13 protein-coding genes are annotated in these 18,246 nt (G+C 42.0%); 9 read left to right on the top strand and 4 right to left on the bottom strand.

Annotation, left to right across the window (positions count from 1 at the left end):
* Positions 1-45: 45 nt before the first annotated feature.
* The 4 genes from GOM48_RS06845 to metK all read left to right on the top strand — a co-directional run bounded on the left by GOM48_RS06845 (position 46) and on the right by metK (position 10,508).
* A complete protein-coding gene (locus GOM48_RS06845; protein ID WP_235096590.1) occupies positions 46-861 on the top strand; it encodes an endonuclease/exonuclease/phosphatase family protein in 816 nt (271 codons plus the stop codon).
* 202 nt (positions 862-1,063) lie between these two features.
* Entirely contained in the window at positions 1,064-7,357 is a 6,294-nt protein-coding gene (locus GOM48_RS06840; protein ID WP_235096589.1) for an SHIRT domain-containing protein, read from the top strand.
* Positions 7,358-7,630: 273 nt separating this feature from the next.
* Positions 7,631-8,974: a DEAD/DEAH box helicase gene (locus GOM48_RS06835; RefSeq protein WP_038804977.1), complete on the top strand. Its 1,344-nt coding sequence runs from the start codon at positions 7,631-7,633 to the stop codon at positions 8,972-8,974.
* Between the two features lie 343 nt (positions 8,975-9,317).
* On the top strand, positions 9,318-10,508 hold the full coding sequence (gene metK, locus GOM48_RS06830; RefSeq protein WP_235096588.1) for a methionine adenosyltransferase: 1,191 nt from the start codon (positions 9,318-9,320) through the stop codon (positions 10,506-10,508).
* A 66-nt stretch (positions 10,509-10,574) separates the two neighbouring features.
* On the opposite strand, the gene GOM48_RS06825 is transcribed toward metK, so the two are convergent.
* From GOM48_RS06825 to GOM48_RS06810, 4 genes are all read right to left on the bottom strand, one after another.
* Positions 10,575-10,874, bottom strand: a complete 300-nt coding sequence (locus GOM48_RS06825) for a DUF1827 family protein (RefSeq protein ID WP_173258722.1) — start codon at positions 10,872-10,874, stop codon at positions 10,575-10,577.
* A 58-nt stretch (positions 10,875-10,932) separates the two neighbouring features.
* Entirely contained in the window at positions 10,933-11,385 is a 453-nt protein-coding gene (locus GOM48_RS06820) for an NUDIX hydrolase (protein ID WP_000013078.1), read from the bottom strand.
* 131 nt (positions 11,386-11,516) lie between these two features.
* Positions 11,517-13,775 (bottom strand): ATP-dependent Clp protease ATP-binding subunit, encoded by a 2,259-nt coding sequence (locus tag GOM48_RS06815; RefSeq protein ID WP_235096587.1) that lies wholly within the window; start codon positions 13,773-13,775, stop codon positions 11,517-11,519.
* 237 nt (positions 13,776-14,012) lie between these two features.
* Entirely contained in the window at positions 14,013-14,243 is a 231-nt protein-coding gene (locus GOM48_RS06810) for a DUF1797 family protein (RefSeq protein WP_000443579.1), read from the bottom strand.
* A 190-nt stretch (positions 14,244-14,433) separates the two neighbouring features.
* Here GOM48_RS06810 and GOM48_RS06805 point away from each other — a divergent pair, with 190 nt between their 5' ends.
* The 5 genes from GOM48_RS06805 (at position 14,434) to GOM48_RS06785 (ending at position 17,990) form a co-directional block, all read left to right on the top strand.
* Positions 14,434-15,117: an amino acid ABC transporter permease gene (locus GOM48_RS06805; protein ID WP_235096586.1), complete on the top strand. Its 684-nt coding sequence runs from the start codon at positions 14,434-14,436 to the stop codon at positions 15,115-15,117.
* On the top strand, positions 15,117-15,851 hold the full coding sequence (locus GOM48_RS06800; RefSeq protein ID WP_235096585.1) for an amino acid ABC transporter ATP-binding protein: 735 nt from the start codon (positions 15,117-15,119) through the stop codon (positions 15,849-15,851). Before GOM48_RS06805 ends, GOM48_RS06800 begins: the two co-directional genes overlap by 1 nt.
* A 33-nt stretch (positions 15,852-15,884) precedes the next feature.
* Entirely contained in the window at positions 15,885-16,205 is a 321-nt protein-coding gene (locus GOM48_RS06795; protein WP_235096584.1) for a TfoX/Sxy family protein, read from the top strand.
* A 149-nt stretch (positions 16,206-16,354) separates the two neighbouring features.
* Positions 16,355-17,212 (top strand): bifunctional methylenetetrahydrofolate dehydrogenase/methenyltetrahydrofolate cyclohydrolase, encoded by an 858-nt coding sequence (locus GOM48_RS06790; RefSeq protein WP_235096583.1) that lies wholly within the window; start codon positions 16,355-16,357, stop codon positions 17,210-17,212.
* 4 nt (positions 17,213-17,216) lie between these two features.
* Positions 17,217-17,990, top strand: a complete 774-nt coding sequence (locus GOM48_RS06785; RefSeq protein ID WP_000673624.1) for an HAD hydrolase family protein — start codon at positions 17,217-17,219, stop codon at positions 17,988-17,990.
* Positions 17,991-18,246 lie beyond the last annotated feature (256 nt).

Here is an 18,246-nt window from a genome sequence, read left to right as displayed (position 1 = left end):
TGAGGTTGGAAGCTGTTTTCCAACCTCTTGTTTTAGGAGAAAAGCATGAAATTTTTAACACTCAATACCCACAGTTGGATGGAGAAGGAAGCAGAAGAAAAATTCCAGCTCTTACTCCAGGATATTCTTGAAAAAGACTATGATTTGATTTGCTTCCAAGAAATCAATCAAGAAATTATTTCTCCAGAAGTGGAGGTTGATCATCTTTATCAAGCTTTGCCAGCGGCAGAACCCATTCATCAAGACCACTATGTCCGACTTCTGGTTGAAAAGTTGGCTGAGAAAGGGAAGAATTACTACTGGACTTGGGCTTACAATCACATCGGCTATGACCGCTACCATGAAGGTGTAGCAATCTTATCTAAAACGCCTATTAAGGCGCGTGAAATTTTAGTGTCTGATGTAGATGACCCAACGGACTACCATACTCGCCGTGTCGCCTTGGCAGAGACAGAAGTTGAAGGGAAGGAGCTTGCTCTTGCAAGCGTCCATCTTTCTTGGTGGAATAAAGGTTTCCAGGAAGAATGGGCACGATTTGAGGCTGTTCTGAAAGTTTTGAACAAACCTCTGATTTTAGCTGGTGATTTCAATAACCCAGCTGGTCAGGAAGGCTACCAAGCCATTCTAGCTAGTCCTCTAGAGTTACAAGATGCTTTTGAAGTTGCTAAAGAGAGAAGCGGTAGCTATACAGTTCCACCAGAAATTGATGGTTGGAAAGGCAACTCTGAACCGCTTCGAATTGACTATGTCTTTACAACGAAAGAGTTAGAAGTAGAAAGCTTGCATGTAGTTTTTGATGGTCAGAATAGTCCGCAAGTCAGTGACCACTATGGTTTGAACGCGGTATTAAATTGGAAATAAAAGCAAAAAATGAAAGGGAGCGATTCCTTTCATTTTTTTACAAAAATTCCTATAATTACTATTTTGGAGAAGAAGTTTTTTGTATATTTGTATATTATGAGGAAATATCCACAAATAAGTTTTTAAAAATTTACGGTCAAAAAATCGCTAATATTAACTATTTATGATAGAATGAAAATAATGAAATAAAAGGAGGACTGGAATGTTTTTTCAGGATAGAAAGATAAAATATTCAATCCGCAAATTGTCAGTTGCTACTGTATCCCTTGCGATTGGATTTTTGTTTGCGCCTGCGGCGCTTGGAGCCGCTCAAGTAGCTCAAGCTGATGAGCTTACGGCTACTGAACAAGTGGAGAATAAAGCAGAGAATCAGGTCTCGGTGGGCTCTTCTGCAGCAGAGCGAGCAGAATCCCAGAAAGAAAGCCAAGTTGCTTTGAAGTCTGCTGCACCTGCTGCGACAGAGACAAGTCAAGCAACAGATTCGACTGCTTTTAAAAATGCTCAGGCAGCTACAGGAGCTAGCCAGCCAGCTGCAGCCACTGCCACTGCTCAACCAGCATCAGTAAATGCTAGTCTAAACAAGAGCACTTTAGAGAACTACCTCAAAAACTTGCGCAGCAAGGACTTTTCAAGTAAGACAGACGATAGTCTAGAAATCTTGAATGGCGTAATGACAGCTGCTGATGGCGTGCTTCAAACTGCAACAAAGCAAGAAGAAATTGATAAAGTTTATCGCAATCTAGTGACTTTTGTTAATTCTGGTCTTCGTGATAAAAATCCGAAGTTCATCCCAGATCAGGATAAAACTCCTCATAGTGCACTTTATGAGTTTGAAAGTGCTACACCAGGAAAAACAACTCCGCTTACTCTGAACTACTTGAAGCCAGAAGACACAAAAATCTACAAAAAGGGCGATAAAGTAAAGGCCATCCAGCCAACTGAAACAACTTATGTAGAGTATGATGGAAGTGGTAGATGGACCTTTAAGGGCTATGACCATGATAGTCAGGTGATTGACAAAGATGATGTTTTCTTCACAGGTAAGTGGGAATATGCACCAACACCATACAAGGCTACCTATAGAGCGGTTAATGGCTCACCTGGAAAAACTCCGCCAGCTTATGTTGCAAACTGGAGTCCAGAAGATAAAAGAAGATTTGCTGAGGGTGAAGTAGTAAAGCCACAAGAATTTCACTATGTTTTTTATACTTCAGAAGAATATCCTAACCGAAAAGGCTATTGGGCTTTGACTGGCTTTGATGCTCCAAGTAAAGTGGCAAACAATGGCGATGTGGAGTTTGTAGGAACTTGGAAATACTTTGAGGATGTCATTGTATCCTACAAGGCTATGAACGAGTTTGATTTTGATAATTTTTATAAGTTACCAAGTAGTCCTAAGACTTCATTCTACGACAAATATAACTTACCTCTTCCTAAGGAGATAAAGGATCTAGAAAGTAAGCTATACGATTACAAGCTTTCTTTAAATCAGTTTGATAAACGCGATGAGCATTTACCTAAAGATTTAATAGATTCGAGAGTTGCTTTGACGGGCTACGATGAAGTTCAAAATGTCTACAAACCCTTTTATGATGCAGAACATGAAGGAAATTGGACGCACGAGGAAGATGCAATAGATTTAACGTACTCTCGTGAACTAGAGCGGGCGGCTACGTATGGGGAATTGCCAAAAGTTACGATCCCATTGATGTTTAAATTTACACCAGTTCCTCGGAAACCGACCTATGAGTTTATCAGTGGAACGGCTGGCAAAGCACTACCTGCTGAGATCAATAATCTGAAGCCGGTATATGCACCAAGTGAATGGAAATATATGGATAGGAAGACATATCCGAAAGGCAAGGATATAGTTCAGTCTGTTAAACCGCTTAATAATTCCTACTATGATGCAGCTAACGGTGGTACTTGGAACTTTTCGGGCTATGATTTTGATAAAAAACCAGTGAGCGACTGGGAGCACGATGGATGGAATCTCAAGTTCACAGGTACTTGGACATTTACACCGGGAACCTACCCAGGAAACTATAAGTTTGTCAGCAAAGACCCTAGCCTGTCTCTCCCAGAAGAAATCACGACTTATATTCCAAGCACTGGAGAAAACTATAGTAATGGCGATACTGTCCTTGCAAAAGCTCCCCTGAAGACGACCTACATGGACTTTGTCAACAAGGGAACTTGGAAATTTGAAGGTTATGACGCTAATAACAAGGTAGTTAATCAAGATAAAGTTCTCTTTACAGGTACTTGGTCTTTCACTCCATACCGCGATAAGACAGTTTCCTTTGACTTTGTCAGTGATACTCCAGGGAAGACCATTCCTGATGATTTGAAGGCACAAATTCCAGCTCCTATCACGACATCTCCAGATGAGTATTCTGATAATGTCTATAATGAAATTCAATATCTCAGTTCATATGTCGATAATGAAAATGATGGTACATGGGTTCCTCAGCAGATTCCTCAGCGAAAGGAGGACGTTGAGAAACCAGCTGACGATGAGGATTCTACCTACACTGTTCATTGGAAATTTGAACCGAACAGGCATAGTGTTTACTATGATTTCTATACAGATTCAAAAGATGATTCTGGTCAAACGATTTATCCGCCATCAACTTTGTATAATTTAATCACTTACGAAAGAGAATTTGTCAAGGGTGAAAAAGCTCGCGTTAAAATGCCGTCTAAAACAAGATTTGAGGATCCTGATGGCCGAGGGACTTGGGTATTTGATGATTACTATGAATATGATAATACGACTATTTCTCCACGTGTGAAAACAGTCGGAACAGAAGACATTACCTTTAGAGGAAAATGGATCTTGGTTCCTACCGATCAGGCGGATAAGATCTACCGACTAGAGTATAAGTTTACTAACTCGACTCCTGCTTATCCTCTTCCAAGTAAGATTCGCGATATGCTTCCAGCTGGCATTGATTTCGTTGCACGAGCTGACGACTACAAAGATGCAAGCAAACTTGACACATCCACAGTAACTGTTCCGACAGGTACATGGACCTTCCATGGTTTTGATGCAGATAGATACGGAAAAGCTATTGCAGGTACGCAAGTGAAGACTATCACAGGATCTTGGAGCTTTACGCCAAATGGTATAGACTATCAGTTCCAATCAACTAATCCTGATTTCGTATTACCAGATCATATCACCAAGTTGACTCCGAAAAACCCAATTGATTATAAGATGGGTGTGTTCCCTACAGAAGTAGATGCTGAGCAACCAAGTGAAACGACTTATGTTGATACAGCAAACAAGGTAACTTGGACATTTGCAGGATACGATAAAGAAAAAATCGTTGTAGCAAAAGGTAGACAGACTTTCCTTGGAAGCTGGGTGCCTACTCCAAATCCAGAATATGTATTCAAATCTTCTGACTCACGTGTTCCATTGCCACAAAGTATTTTGGGAATGCTTCCAAATGATGAGTCTTCTTATCAGGTTGGTGACACCATTGTAGCCAAACAACCTGCTAAAGAATCAGTAGTTGAAGAAGAAAAAGACTATGTCTGGACCTTCAAAGGTTATGATCAGAAGAATGCGACATATAATGGCAAGCGCGTGACATTCACAGGTATCTGGGAAGTAACGCCTAGACCGCATCATGTAAGCTATAATTTTGTAAGTGTTACATCAGGTGTTGCTTTGCCTGAATTTATCCAGAAGAAAGCACCAAAAGATAGCTCAAGCTATTACAACACGCAAAAAGTTGTACCAGAAGAGCCGACAACAAAGACTTACAAAGATGATGTGAACGACGGTACCTGGACTTTCGATGGTTACGATGCCAAAAGTAAGATTGTGAGAAAGGCTGATCTGACCTTCACAGGTAAGTGGAAGTTTAAAGCCAACAAGTACCAAGCAAGTTACCGCTTCGCAAGCGTAACAGCAGGTAAGGCTCTTCCAGCAGCCATCGCAGCCTTGACCCCAAGCGACAGTGCAAAATATGTGAATGGTGATTCTGTTTCAGCTCAACAACCAGCGCAAACGACCTACACAGATACTGTGAATGATGGCACATGGACCTTTAAGGGTTACGATGCAGCTAGCGCCGTTGTCAACAAGGCTGATGTAGAGTTTGTAGGTAAGTGGGCCTTTGTAGCCAACAAGTACCAAGCTACATACCGCTTCGCAAGCGCAACAGCAGGTAAAGCTCTTCCAGCAGCCATCGCAGCATTGACTCCAAGCGACAGTGCAAAATATGTGAATGGTGATTCTGTTTCCGCTCAACAACCAGCGCAAACGACCTACACAGATACTGTGAACGACGGCACATGGACCTTCAAGGGTTATGATGCAACTAGCGCCGTTGTCAATAAGGCAAATGTGGAGTTTGTAGGAAAATGGACCTTTGAAGCTAACAAGTACCAAGCAAGTTACCGCTTCGAGAGCGAGACAGCAGGTAAGGCTCTTCCAGCGGCCATCGCCGCATTGACTCCAAGCGACAGTGCAACATATGTGAATGGTGCCTCTGTTTCAGCTCAGCAACCAGCGGAAATCACTTACAAAGATGATGTGAACGACGGCACATGGACCTTCAAGGGTTACGACGCAGCTAGTGCCGTTGTCAACAAGGAAAATGTTGAGTTTGTAGGTAAGTGGGCCTTTGAAGCTAACAAGTACCAAGCTACTTACCGCTTCGAGAGTGAGACAGCAGGTAAGTCTCTTCCAGCAGGTATCGCAACGCTGCTTCCAAGTGACAGTGATTCGTATGTGAATGGTGCCTCTGTTTCCGCTCAGCAACCAGCTGAAATCACTTACAAAGATGATGTGAACGACGGCACATGGACCTTCAAGGGTTACGACGCAGCTAGCGCTGTGGTCAACAAGGCAAATGTAGAGTTTGTAGGAAAATGGGCCTTTGAAGCCAACAAGTACCAAGCAAGTTACCGCTTCGAGAGCGAGACAGCAGGTAAGGCTCTTCCGGCAGGCATCACAGCATTGACTCCAAGTGACAGTGCAACTTATGTGAATGGTGCCTCTGTTTCCGCTCAGCAACCAGCTGAAATCACTTACAAAGATGATGTGAACGACGGCACATGGACCTTCAAGGGTTACGACGCAGCTAGCGCTGTGGTCAACAAGTCCGATGTAGAATTTGTAGGGAAATGGGTCTTTGAAGCCAACAAGTACCAAGCTACTTACCGCTTCGAGAGTGAGACAGCAGGTAAGTCTCTTCCAGCAGCCATCGCAGCATTGACTCCAAATGACAGTGCAACTTATGTGAATGGTGCCTCTGTTTCCGCTCAGCAACCAGCGGAAATCACTTACAAAGATGATGTGAACGATGGCACATGGACCTTCAAGGGCTACGACGCAGCTAGTGCCGTTGTCAACAAGGCAAATGTGGAGTTTGTAGGGAAATGGTCCTTTGAAGCCAAGAAGTACCAAGCTAATTACCGCTTCGAGAGTGAGACAGCAGGAAAAGTACTTCCAGCAGAAATCAGCGCTTTGACACCAAGCGACAGTGCAACTTATGTGAATGGTGACACTGTTTCCGCTCAACAACCATCTCAAACCACATACACAGATACTGTGAACGACGGCACTTGGACCTTCAAGGCTTATGACGCAGCTAGCGCTGTAGTCAATAAGGCTAATGTAGTCTTCGTCGGTAAGTGGGAATTCAAGGCGAATCCGACAAATGCTGAAACTTATACGCCTCAAGTAACGGAAGAAACTATCAAGGTTGGACAAACACCTGACTTGACCGATAATGTGACGAACTTGTCAAGCCTTCCAGCTGGCACTAAGGTAGTTGATATCACACCTGCAGGTCAAATTGACACAACAAAATCAGGTACTTACACAGGTAAGGTACGAGTTGACTATCCAGATGGTTCTTCTACTGAAGTTCCTGTACCAGTTAATGTTTTGCCTGCACCAGTAACTGAAACCTATCAAGTGACTTACCGCTTCGAAAGTGCAACCGCAGACAACAACTTGCCAGCAGAAGTATTGAGCTTACTTCCACAAAGTGGAACATATACTACAAGTTCTTCTTCAGCGATTGCTTTTGTTCCAGAAGCACCGATGCCTGTAGAAGTTGCTGTTGCAAATGGTACATGGACATTCTTAGGTTACCAAGAAGTGGAAGAGGGGGCAAATCTAACCTTCGTCGGTAAGTGGGTCTTTGAAGCTAAGCAAGATCCTAGTCCACAACCACAGCCGGTTCCGCAACCAGTACCTCAACCAGCACCTCAACCAAATCCAGTTCCACCAGTGAAGCCAGGGGAAGAGCAGGGGGCTGATAATAATCAGGCAAATAGACTTCAACCAGAACAACCAAGAAAACCTGAAGAGAATCCACCAGCTCAAAGTCCAGCAGGAGAAAAGGCAAAACAAGCTACATTACCAAACACAGGTAGCACTGCACCGCTTTCACTCACTGGTCTAATGACTAGTTCTCTTCTTGCAGGTCTAGCAGCGTTGCTTCTTGGTCGCAAGCGTGAAGATGATTAAGCACTAATTTTATCTAGAAACTTTCGACTTTTAAAAGATTCTTAAGCACCTGCTTGATTGTTTAACAAATCTATCTGAATCGCAAGCTAAATGCTGAGAGAAGACCAATTTGGTCTTCTCTTTTTGCATTTTGGATAGAAAGCAAATGTGTGATCTCAAGTCTAAGATTGGTATTTGGAGAAATTGAGAGCCTTGTGATAGGTCAGATGAGTTGGACTACTGAAAATGTTCAAAATATGGTATAATGGTTAGATGAATAGAATCGAGGATAGTATGTCATTTACGAAATTTCAGTTTAAAAACTACATAGAAAAGGCTTTGGAGGAGTTGAAGTTTACAACTCCTACCGAAGTTCAGGAAAAGTTGATTCCTATTGTCTTGGCAGGTCGTGACTTGGTGGGCGAGTCAAAAACAGGTTCAGGAAAGACCCACACTTTCTTGCTACCCATTTTCCAGCAATTAGATGAAACTAGTGATAGTGTGCAAGCGGTCATTACGGCTCCAAGTCGTGAGTTAGCTACTCAGATTTACCAAGCAGCTCGTCAGATTGCGGCCCACTCAGATGTCGAAGTCCGTGTGGTTAACTATGTTGGCGGTACGGATAAGGCACGTCAGATTGAAAAACTTGCCAGCAACCAACCCCATATTGTCATCGGGACTCCAGGGCGTATCTATGACTTGGTCAAATCTGGTGATTTAGCCATTCACAAGGCTAAGACTTTTGTCGTAGACGAAGCCGATATGACCTTGGATATGGGATTCTTGGAGACAGTTGACAAGATTGCAGGAAGCCTTCCAAAAGACTTGCAATTCATGGTCTTTTCAGCAACTATTCCACAGAAGTTGCAGCCCTTCTTGAAAAAATATTTGTCAAATCCTGTCATGGAGAAAATCAAAACAAAAACAGTCATCTCTGATACCATTGAAAACTGGTTGGTTTCGACCAAGGGCCGAGATAAGAATGCTCAGATTTATGAGTTGACTCAAGTCATGCAACCTTATTTGGCAATGATTTTTGTGAATACCAAAACGCGCGCAGATGAATTGCATGCTTACCTGACTGCTCAAGGATTGAAGGTAGCTAAGATTCATGGAGATATTGCACCTCGTGAACGCAAGCGGATCATGAACCAGGTTAAGAACCTTGATTTTGAGTACATTGTCGCAACGGACTTGGCAGCGCGTGGAATTGACATTGAAGGTGTCAGTCATGTCATCAATGATGCCATTCCGCAAGACTTGTCCTTCTTTGTTCACCGTGTTGGACGAACTGGGCGCAACGGACTGCCTGGTACGGCTATTACCCTTTACCAGCCTAGTGATGACTCGGATATCCGTGAGTTGGAAAAATTAGGTATCAAGTTTACTCCTAAGATGGTCAAAGACGGAGAGTTTCAAGATACATATGACCGTGATCGTCGTGCTAATCGTGAAAAGAAGCAGGATAAGCTTGATATTGAAATGATTGGCTTGGTTAAAAAGAAAAAGAAAAAAGTCAAACCAGGCTATAAGAAGAAGATTCAATGGGCGGTGGATGAAAAACGCCGCAAAACCAAGCGTGCTGAAAATCGCGCACGTGGGCGTGCTGAGCGAAAAGCCAAACGCCAAACATTTTAAGGATAAAATTGGAGCTGAATGGCTCCTTTTTCTAACTTTGTTTTATGATTTTTCAAAAATACTGCAAAAAAAAGTAAAAAGTGGTATAATGATAAGGTTATATAGTCCCGATAAGATGGTAGAAATTTCTATCAGTACTTTGTAACTCGCAAAGAATGACGGCTCCAAAGTCGCTCGTCCTTCTACGGTTGCCGCTATAATGCGGTCACCCTATGCGCCTTACTAGCTTCAGAAATAAAAAAGTATCGTTTTTATTTCTTTCGTGTCGTAACTCTTAGACTATAGAAATACCTATCAGTACTTTGTAACTCTATAACAATATTTTTTAAGGGGGGACATTTTTATGTCAGAACGTAAATTATTCACGTCTGAATCTGTATCTGAGGGGCATCCGGATAAGATTGCAGACCAAATTTCAGATGCGATTTTGGATGCTATTTTAGCAGAGGATCCAGAAGCGCACGTTGCTGCTGAGACTGCTGTATATACTGGTTCAGTCCATGTTTTTGGTGAAATTTCTACAAATGCCTATGTGGATATTAACCGTGTGGTTCGTGATACCATTGCAGAGATTGGTTATACGAATGCAGAATATGGTTTTTCTGCGGAAACAGTTGGAGTTCATCCATCACTTGTTGAGCAGTCACCGGATATCGCCCAAGGTGTTAACGAAGCCTTGGAAGTCCGTGGAAATGCAGATCAAGATCCGCTTGATTTGATTGGAGCTGGAGATCAAGGTCTTATGTTTGGATTTGCAGTGGACGAAACAGAAGAGCTCATGCCATTGCCAATTTCACTCAGCCACAAGTTGGTTCGTCGTTTAGCAGAACTTCGTAAGTCGGGTGAAATCAGCTATCTGCGTCCAGATGCCAAATCGCAAGTTACAGTTGAGTATGATGAAAATGACCGTCCAGTACGTGTGGACACAGTCGTTATTTCAACTCAGCACGACCCAGAAGTTAGCAATGAACAAATTCACAATGATGTGATTAACAAGGTTATCAAAGAAGTAATTCCAGCTTCTTACTTGGATGAACAGACAAAATTCTTCATCAATCCAACTGGTCGCTTCGTAATCGGTGGACCTCAAGGAGACTCAGGTTTGACTGGTCGTAAGATCATCGTGGATACGTATGGTGGCTACTCTCGCCATGGTGGTGGTGCCTTCTCTGGTAAGGATGCGACGAAGGTGGACCGTTCTGCGTCATATGCAGCTCGCTACATTGCCAAGAATATCGTTGCAGCAGGTCTTGCTAAGAAGGCAGAAGTGCAATTGGCCTACGCTATCGGTGTTGCCCAGCCTGTTTCTGTTCGTATCGATACTTTTGGTACAGGAACAGTAGCTGAAAGCAAGCTTGAAAAAGCGGCGCGTCAAATCTTTGATCTTCGCCCAGCAGGAATTATCCAAATGCTTGATCTCAAACGGCCAATTTACCGTCAAACAGCGGCTTATGGACACATGGGACGTACAGATATTGACCTTCCGTGGGAACGTTTGGATAAGGTAGATGCTTTGAAAGAAGCTGTGAAATAAAATGAAAAAGCTTGGTAACATTACCAAGCTTTTTTGCAAAAGAAAACCAGCTTAGAGCTGGCTTTCTTATTTTGTAGGAATAGAAATTTCAATCAATTTATCTGAATAAAGTGTCTTGATATTGGCTTCATCGATTTTTTGTTTATCAATCTTACGCTTCATAAAGAAATCTTGAATGGTTTCGATTTCTGGTTCACGAATAGCGCGGTGTTTGTTGGAAATGAGGATTTCATAGTGAAGCGGAGCTTGTGTGAAAATCACATCTGTGTTTCCAGCAGAATAGACCTCAACAAGAGTTGCGTCAGTACTTTCTAATTGGCTTTTAACAAGTTGCGAGTGTGAATTAGTCGTGTTGATAAGCTTCATAATAGTTCCTCCGATTTTCTAACTCTATTATAGCACTTTTTGGATAAAATCGTGTATTTTAGTCAATTCTATGCTGAATTTTCCAAGCTTCTATTCCCCATTTATGGCTACCACGTTTGAGTTTTTCAATTGCTTCATCAATAGGAAACCAAGCAATATGATTAAAATCTTCTAATGGTTTTTGTACTTCTTGGAAAGAAGTGGCTTCATAGAGATAAGCTGGATTGTAGTAGTAGGTATCACGGTGACGAGAGTAAAAATACTCATCAGCTTGTCCGTAATAGGTTCCGATTTCAGCTGTAAAGCCAAGTTCTTCGATTAGTTCTCTCTTCAGTGCTTCTTGATGGTCTTCACCTGTTTCAATTTCTCCGCCTGGCAAGAACCAAGCACCATTGGGAGCTTGAACTAAGACAATTTGTTTTTTTTCAGGATCAGGAATAACTGCGTAAACACCATAGCGGGGCTGGTAGGTCACATTCTCTTTTTTATCACCAAAAGTTGGGTTTGCCATTGCATTTTCCTCATTCTCTAGTATCTTTATTATTATCATAATGGACGAGGGGCTAGCTGTCAAGAATAAACAGTTATTTTAGTAAAAAAAGGTGCAGAAATTGATGGACTTCCTGCACCTGTTAGATCGTTTTATTCTTCTTTTTCAGAAGCAATCTCTTCTGTTTTTTCAGTTTTTTTGGCAGATTTGATTTGAATCTTACCATTGCTTGTCATAACTGCCTTGAGGTCTTTCTCACTTGGATTTTCAAGGTAGAAGTCAGTGATGGCATCCTCGATATGGTCTTGAATGGTACGGCGGAGTGGGCGTGCCCCCATTTTTGGATCATATCCCAAGTCAACCAACTTTTCCTTGACCTTGTCTGTCACATCGAGGTGGATATTGTTGCTAGAGAGGCGTTTGTTGACATCTGCTAGCATGAGTTCGACGATTTGGAGAAGGTTGTCCTTGCTGAGAGCTTTGAACTCGATGATGCCGTCAAAACGGTTCATAAATTCAGGGCTAAAGAAGTTGCCGAGTTCACCGAGAACAGAGTTGGTTCGACCTTCACGAGCAGCTCCAAAACCAACGCTGGCTTCGACCTTACCAGTACCCGCATTTGAGGTCATGATAATGATAGCATCCTTAAAGCTAACTGTTCGTCCTTGCCCATCTGTCAAACGACCATCGTCCAAGACTTGAAGGAACATGTGCATGACATCTGGATGGGCTTTTTCGACTTCATCGAGAAGGATGAGAGAGTAAGGATTGCGACGAACTTTTTCAGTCAGCTGCCCAGCTTCATCGTAGCCGACATAACCTGGAGGGGCACCGACTAATTTAGCCACGCTGTGTTTTTCCATGTATTCACTCATATCAAAGCGAATCATGCTATCAGCAGAACCAAAAAGTTCAATGGCTAGTTGTTTGGAAAGTTCTGTTTTACCGACACCAGTTGGTCCGACAAAAAGGAAGCTTCCGATTGGCCGGTTAGGAGTTCCAAGTCCAACACGATTACGACGGATGGCTTTGGCAATCTTATCGACAGCTTCATCTTGACCAATGACATGAGTTTTGAGGTCGTCTGCTAGATGGATAAGCTGAGATTGTTCCTTTTCTTTGAGTTCTCCAACAGGGATATTGGTTTTCTGCTCAATGATATGTTCAATGGTTTTCTCACTGATGATAGGAGTATCCTGATCGGTCACCTTGTTCTTTTGCATTTCCTTGTACTTGGCAATCTGATCACGGAAATAAGCAGCCTTTTCAAAGTCTTCCTCTCGTGTAGCCTGAGCCTTGAGATTCTCAGCTTCAATTAAACGCTGGTCAATCACTTTAGGATCAACAAAGTTCAGTGTCAGATTCATCTTAGAACCAGCTTCATCCAACAGGTCAATAGCCTTGTCTGGCAAGAAGCGGTCTTGGATATAGCGGTTGGAAAGATTTGCAGCAGCTTCGATAGCAGCGTCTGTGTACTTGACATGATGGTAGTCTTCGTATTTCTTTTGAATCCCTTTGAGGATAGTAATGGTTTCTTCAACAGTTGGCTCATCTACCTTGACAGGCTGCATACGGCGCTCTAGAGCAGCATCTTTTTCAATGATACGGTATTCATTGAGAGTAGTGGCACCGACCAGTTGCAATTCACCACGGGCAAGGGCAGGTTTGAGGATATTTCCTGCATCCATATTGCCATCGCCAGCAGATCCTGCACCAACAATTTCATGGATTTCATCGATAAAGAGAATGATGTCCTCGCGTTTGCGGATTTCTTCCATGAGCTTTTGCATACGCTCTTCAAATTGACCTCGAATACCTGTTCCTTGAACTAGACTGACCACATCCAAACGGATAACTTGCTTACCTTGGAGTTTATGGGGAACATCGCCATCGACAATTTTTTGAGCCAGACCTTCGACAACGGCTGTTTTACCAACACCTGGTTCTCCGATGAGGACAGGATTGTTTTTTGTTCGACGGTTGAGGATTTCGATAACACGGATAATCTCCTCATCTCGACCGATAACAGGGTCAATATCCCCACGACGGGCAATCTCAGTTATGTTGATACCATATTCCTCTAGGAGTCCTCTTTCTTGGCTAGGAGGTGTTTGAAGTGGACCGCGGTTTTGAAGTCCATAACCCCCATTTCCACCGTGACCATCACCTGATTGAGTGGGAGGGATGTTATTAGAAGAAGGTCTGAAATTGTTCAAATCATTGAAAAAGTCTCCGAAAGGATCAAAGTCACGATTGTTTAGGTCAGTCATTCCTTTAAAGAGGGTATTGTTTGGGTCTGTTTTGATAATTTTATAGCAATTTTGACAGAGATCAATTTGCTTTTGCTGTCCATTGATATTGGTATACAGATGAATTGTTGAGTCGTTAATTTTACAGTTTTGACAGAGCATACATCTACCTCATTTCATTCTTATTCTTGGTCTAAGAAAAAGGTCAAGAATAGTCAAAGTTTTATACTCTCATTATAGCATGATTAAGGTGTAAAGCAAGTAAAAAGATTGGGAAGTGATCGTTTTTAAAAGAGGGATTTATGGAGAATTAAGCGACTTGAAGGTAAGAAAAAATCCCATTTGTGGTGACAAAAAGGATTCTCGTTCATCAGTCAGGTTTTCCCTGCTGCTTTTTTATTAGTAAAGGAGTTCGTAGATCTCCATTGCAATCAAATCAATGCTATCAAAGGTATAGGTTTCACGCGCTTCAACATCGCGAAGGGTGAAGAGTGATCCATTTTCTTCGTCATAGCTGTATGCAACTTCTGCAACAACAACTCCTTCACGTTCAAAATTACGTTTTAGATTTCCGCCATCTTTTGTCATAGCTTCTAGGCGGTTGATGATTCTAACCAAATGTGATTCCATTATGATTCTCCTCCATTTCTTATCGTTACTATTTTACCATAAACCACGGGGACTTGACTAGAAAAAACTAAGATTTCTCACTATTTCTCTTTTGCATAAAATTATTGGTGAAAATCAGTGAAAAAATATTGAATTTTAATTCAAGATATGTTATAATCATACAATCTAATGTTTAGAAAGCTGAGTTTATATGAATTTTTCCTTTTTACCAAAGTATTTACCTTATTTTAATTACGGAGCTCTTATCACTGTAGTGATTTCAATTCTGGTAGTCTTTTTCGGTACCATTCTAGGTGTCTTATTGGCCTTTACTCAACGCTCACGTTTTAAACCTCTTGTCTGGTTTGCGAATATCTATGTATGGATTTTCCGAGGAACACCGATGATGGTGCAAATCATGATTGCATTTGCCCTCATGCATATCGATGCGCCCACTATTCAAGTAGGGATTTTAGGTGTGGACCTTTCCCGTTTAATTCCAGGTATTCTGATTATCTCGATGAATAGTGGTGCCTATGTGTCTGAAACCGTTCGTGCAGGGATCAATGCAGTTCCTAAAGGGCAGTTAGAGGCAGCTTATTCCTTGGGTATTCGTCCTAAAAATGCTATGCGTTATGTTATTTTGCCACAGGCAATCAAGAATATTTTACCAGCATTGGGAAATGAATTTATCACCATTATCAAGGATAGTTCGCTTTTGTCAACAATCGGAGTCATGGAACTTTGGAATGGAGCTACGACGGTAGCAACGACAACCTATCTACCTTTAACGCCTCTCTTATTTGCAGCCTTTTATTACTTGATTATGACTTCTGTTTTGACAGTGGCTTTGAAGGCATTTGAAAATTACATTGGACAAGGAGACAAGAAATAATGACAGAAACCTTGATAAAAATCGAAGGCTTGCATAAGTCTTTTGGGAAGAATGAAGTCTTGAAAGGGATTGACCTTGAGATTAAACGAGGAGAAGTTGTGGTAATTATCGGTCCGTCAGGGAGCGGGAAATCAACTCTCCTTCGTTCGATGAATCTTCTCGAGGAAGCAAGTAAGGGAAAGGTTATCTTTGAAGGAGTCGATATTACGGATAAGAAGAATGATCTTTTTGCTATGCGTGAAAAGATGGGCATGGTATTCCAACAATTTAACCTCTTTCCCAATATGACGGTGATGGAAAATATCACCTTGTCACCAATAAAAACCAAAGGAGAAAGCAAGGAAGTAGCGGAGAAAAGAGCCCAAGAACTGCTAGAAAAAGTTGGTCTACCAGATAAGGCAAAGGCCTATCCGCAGAGTTTGTCAGGTGGCCAGCAACAACGGATTGCTATTGCGCGTGGTTTGGCTATGGAGCCCGATGTTTTGCTCTTTGATGAGCCGACTTCAGCTCTAGACCCTGAGATGGTTGGCGAAGTTCTAGCTGTTATGCAAGACCTTGCTAAGTCGGGGATGACCATGGTGATTGTGACTCATGAAATGGGCTTTGCGCGTGAGGTGGCAGACCGTGTCATCTTTATGGCGGATGGAGTTATTGTCGAAGATGGAAGGCCAGAGGAGATTTTTGACCAGACCCAAGAACAACGGACCAAGGATTTTTTGAGTAAGGTTTTGTAAGACCTCATTTTTAGAAGAAATGGAGTAGGCATTATGGCTTCCAGTAAAGAATATTTAGATTTTATTCTTGAACAGCTATCAGAGCTAGGGGAGATAAGTTATCGTCCAATGATGGGAGAGTATATCCTTTATTATCGTGGGAAGATTATTGGGGGAATCTATGATAATCGTTTGTTATTGAAGCCTGTGAAGGCGATCATGGGTCAACTGGGCCAGACAAGACTTGAACGTCCTTATGAAGGAGCCAAGGAGATGATTTTACTAGAAGACCTTGAAGACAAGTTATTTCTAGCGAGACTAATCAAGGATATGTACGAAGTTTTGCCTGCTCCCAAGGTCAAAAAGAAAGCATGATAGACTTGCCTAAGATAAATAGGCACTAAAAGCTCGATAAGGGCTTTTTCTTATAGTTTCAAACTATAAGGTCTATTAGTCAAGAAGTGTTAGAATGCCAAGTCATTTTTTGATATAATAGAAGATATTTGATAGAAAAGAGAAGAAATATGGCACAGATTATTGATGGGAAGGCTCTTGCAGCTAAGTTACAAGGACAGTTAGCTGAAAAGACGGCTAAGCTAAAAGAAGAAACAGGTATAGTTCCAGGATTGGTGGTGATTTTGGTGGGGGACAATCCTGCCAGCCAAGTCTACGTTCGCAACAAGGAACGGTCAGCTCTCGCTGCTGGCTTCCGTAGTGAAGTAGTGCGAGTTCCTGAGACCATTACCCAAGCGGAATTGTTGGATTTGATTGCCAAATACAATCAAGATTCAGCTTGGCATGGGATTTTGGTTCAGTTACCTTTACCCAAACATATCGATGAAGAGGCGGTTTTATTAGCCATTGACCCAGAAAAAGACGTGGATGGTTTCCATCCGCTAAACATGGGACGCCTCTGGTCAGGTCATCCAGTCATGATTCCTTCGACACCTGCAGGAATTATGGAGATGTTTCATGAATATGGGATTGAGTTGGAAGGTAAAAATGCGGTTGTTATCGGTCGTTCGAATATTGTTGGAAAGCCGATGGCTCAGCTTCTTTTGGCTAAAAATGCGACTGTGACTTTGACTCACTCACGCACCCATAATCTTGCTAAGGTTGCTGCTAAGGCAGATATTCTTGTCGTTGCAATCGGTCGCGCTAAGTTTGTGACTGCTGACTTTGTCAAACCAAGAGCGGTTGTCATTGACGTTGGGATGAACCGAGATGAAAATGGCAAGCTTTGTGGAGATGTTGATTATGATGCTGTTGCACCACTGGCTAGTCACATCACACCTGTACCTGGTGGAGTTGGTCCTATGACGATTACCATGCTAATGGAGCAAACCTATCAGTCAGCGCTTCGAACACTAAACAAGGACTAGGAAAATGAAATTCGTATTTGACCTGGATGGAACGCTATCTTTTGACTACATGACCATAGACGAGGAGATTCAGCAGGTTCTTTTAAAGGCTGAAGATTATGGGCATGAGCTTGTGTTTGCCTCAGCTCGCTCTTATCGGGATTGTTTGGGTTTATTAGGTTCCGAACTCAGTCAGCGCTTGGTCATAGGGTTGAATGGAGGCGTAGCCTATCATCTGGGGAAGGCTATCTTCGAAAGGAATCTCGATGCTAAAGTTTATCAGGCGCTAGTGGATTATTGCCAGACTTATAATCTCCCTTTCTTTGTAGATGATTGCTTTGACTATAGTGGTCAGATTGTGGAGAAGATTCCATTTTTCTCCAGTGTGGACCCCCTAAAGGTAGCTCGTCATCAGAAACTCGAGGACTTAGGGACTCCGATTAAGATAGTCGTTTATATGGGCGACCACGAGGATTTGCTTGATGATCTGCTTGGTCAGTTAGAAAGACTGGGGCAGGCTCATCTGTCCTATCATGCGCATGAAAAGTGTCTTTATGTCAACCCCTTAGATACTCACAAGGCTACAACAGTTGAAACGTTATGTGGGGAAAACTTCATCGCCTTTGGAAATGATCAAAACGATATTGAACTGTTTAAGACATCTCTTTATTCAGTTCAGATAGGAGACTTTGCTGGCCTTACTCCATATGCAGATGAAACGTTAGAGCTAAAAGGAGCTCCTTCTCCAGCAGTAGCAGCCAAAATCTTACAGACTTTTGCGGAATTTAAGGGAAAATAGTGTAGAAGGAGGTAGAACAAGGTTCGCCTTCTTTTTATGTAGAGTAATGCAGTCTATAAACTATAAATTTGAAGTTTGAAAAAGATATTAATGGAATTCAATTTGTAGTAGAAAGAGTCTAGAACCGAAAGCTATTTTCATTGCAACTATTCCTTTTAAATGACCCCTTCTTATATATCATTTTATTGGGTTAAATTAATGGAAAATAATTGCAATTTAAGGTGCGTTTTGATATATTTAATATATAAAATATATT

This window comes from Streptococcus oralis (genome assembly GCF_021497885.1).
Classification (GTDB): Bacteria; Bacillota; Bacilli; order Lactobacillales; family Streptococcaceae; genus Streptococcus; species Streptococcus oralis_BQ.
Note: the sequence above shows the minus strand (reverse complement) of the source record. Positions and strands in the feature narration are given on the sequence as shown.